We start from the raw sequence: 2,374 nt of genomic DNA, 5'->3' as shown, positions 1-2,374 counted from the left end.
GAAGCGGGAATGTAGGTGCCAGAAATGCAGGAAGAGTGCATGGCAAGACATCTTTTGTCTTAACTTTCCTAGGAGATGCCTTAAAAGGAGCAGTTGTCATTCTTGCTGGTAGATACTTTAACCTTACCGAAGAAATGGTCCTGGCAGGGTTAGGATTTGCTCTTTTAGGCCATATCAAGCCAATCACGCTAAAGTTTAAAGGCGGTATGGGAATTTCAACATTTATTGGGGGTATGCTTGCCTTTGAACCACTAGTAGCAATCGTCCTAATTGCTGGCTTTCTTTTGTTGTATCCTATAGTGAAAAGCTTTACTTTTGCAGGCTTAGGGGCGTTCATTCTTATTCCAATCACTTTATTTTTCCTTGAAAGAAGCTGGGGAATTTTTTTCATGTCAGGAATACTAGTTTTAATTATTTTGTACGTCCATCTGGATGATATTAAAGAAAGACTAGAGAACAAACCTAAATAATTTCCAATCATAGGCAGGACAAACGCTGACAACCATTCTATATGACTGCATATAGTGAAACAAGCAGAGATTTTAAGAATGGAAGGATGGGTTATTTTGATTAACTGGAGCGTAAGGTTAAGGAATAAAACCTGGGTAATCGCCTTTGTATCTCAAATTATGATCGTGATGCAAATGGTTTTAGAAGGAATGAATTTGCTGGGCTGGACTTCATTCAGCTTATCGGATCAGGTTCAAAACAATGTATTGATGCTTGTAAACGGTATTTTCATTATTCTCTCTATGCTTGGAATTGTTCAAGACCCGACTACAAAAGGGCTGAAGGACAGCGAACGGGCAATGTCTTATAAAAGTCCGAATTAAATATATTGCAAAATGTTTATGGATCAAACATTTTAAGGTAAAAGATAGAATAGGATGAATTATCCAATTCGAAAGGAGCCTTAATATGTGGAACTGGATCTTACTCTTGGTCATGATACTTTCTGTTTTTTTATTAATTGAGGAGCTAAGCCAATTTTTTTGGCGCAGATATTTAAGATATCCAAAAGATAAGAAGAGTTCAAGATTGTCAGATTTTATATCAAAAGCTAAACAAATGAAGCTGAAATACAGGAAGGATCCTTCGCATTAAAGTGCAGGATTCTTTTTTAATATAATTTGCATGGTTTCATTATTGAAATATAGAGTTGAATAAATTAAGATTAAGTAAGATATTCAGAAAATTTAGAAATGAATTCAAGGAGATGAATTTATGAAAAAAGCTATTCCGGAAAACTGGTGGAACCAGCTTAAAGTACCTGCTATCGCTGCACCGATGTTTCTTGTTTCAGGGCCAGACCTTGTAAGCGCTTGCTGCAAAAATGGCGTGATTGGATCGTTTCCAGCTCCTAACGCCCGGCCGATAGAAGTACTTGATGAATGGATGGGAAGACTGAATTCAGATTTGGAAGTGGCAAGAGAAAATGAACCTGACAGGAAGGTAGCTCCCTGGGCAATGAATATGGTAGTACATAGCTCTTATAGCCGGCTTGAGGATGAATTAGAATTGCTGAAAAAGCATAAGCCGCAACTCGTCATAACATCTTTAGGCAGCCCCAAAAGAGTAGTGGAAATAGTGCACGAATATGGCGGACTCGTATTTTCTGATGTCAGCGATGTGAAATTCGCAAGGAAGGCGGCAGAAACTGGAGTAGATGGCCTTATTTTAGTAGCGAGTGGGGCAGGCGGACATGCCGGGGAACTGAACAGCTTCGCATTTGTTGACTCTGTCCGGACATTCTGGGATGGAATCATTGTCTTGGCAGGTTCGATTTCAACTGGAAAAGGTATTTTAGCTGCCCAGGCAGCAGGCGCAGATCTCTCCTATATGGGGACAAGATTCATCGTTGCGACTGAAAGCATGGCAAATGATGAGTACCGCAATATGCTAGTTGACTCCACCCAGGAAGATTTAATATTGACTGATGCTTTTTCCGGGGTTAAAGCAAATATGCTAAAGCCAAGTATTATAAAGGCAGGTTTGGATCCAGAGAAGCTAGCGAAAAAAGACAAAGTTGATTTTGATGCGATGCAAAAGGAAACAAACGCAAAAGCTTGGAAAGACATATGGTCAGCCGGACAGGGTGTAGGAGCCATTCAAAAAATCGAGTCAGCTGCCGAAATTATTGAGCAATTAGAAACAGAATACAAAGAGGCCCTAAACAAATTAAACAACAATGCGAATAAATTGAATCCTATTTCAATACAATAGAAGTGCTCTCATCGGATGCTAATGTGTCCGATGATTTTTTATTAATGTACATGAAATAGATTTACCCTATTGCTAAAAAAACAAAAAAGGAATCATACAAAAATTAACAGCAGATGGTCTAAGTTTCGTTTATATATCAAAACAATTATTG

The 2,374-nt window shown here is 38.6% G+C and carries 3 protein-coding genes; all 3 read left to right on the top strand.

Annotation, left to right across the window (positions count from 1 at the left end):
- Positions 1-470, top strand: a 470-nt coding sequence (locus WB217_RS11035) for a glycerol-3-phosphate acyltransferase (RefSeq protein ID WP_423993279.1), incomplete at its 5' end; no start/stop codon positions are given.
- Positions 471-566: 96 nt separating this feature from the next.
- Complete coding sequence (locus WB217_RS11030; protein ID WP_423993278.1) at positions 567-833, top strand: phage holin; 267 nt, start codon at positions 567-569, stop codon at positions 831-833.
- 391 nt (positions 834-1,224) lie between these two features.
- Complete coding sequence (locus WB217_RS11025) at positions 1,225-2,223, top strand: NAD(P)H-dependent flavin oxidoreductase (protein ID WP_423993277.1); 999 nt, start codon at positions 1,225-1,227, stop codon at positions 2,221-2,223.
- Positions 2,224-2,374 lie beyond the last annotated feature (151 nt).

The sequence above is a fragment of the Mesobacillus sp. genome, assembly GCF_049588175.1.
In the GTDB taxonomy this organism is placed as follows: domain Bacteria; phylum Bacillota; class Bacilli; order Bacillales; family Cytobacillaceae; genus Mesobacillus.
Note: the sequence above shows the minus strand (reverse complement) of the source record. Positions and strands in the feature narration are given on the sequence as shown.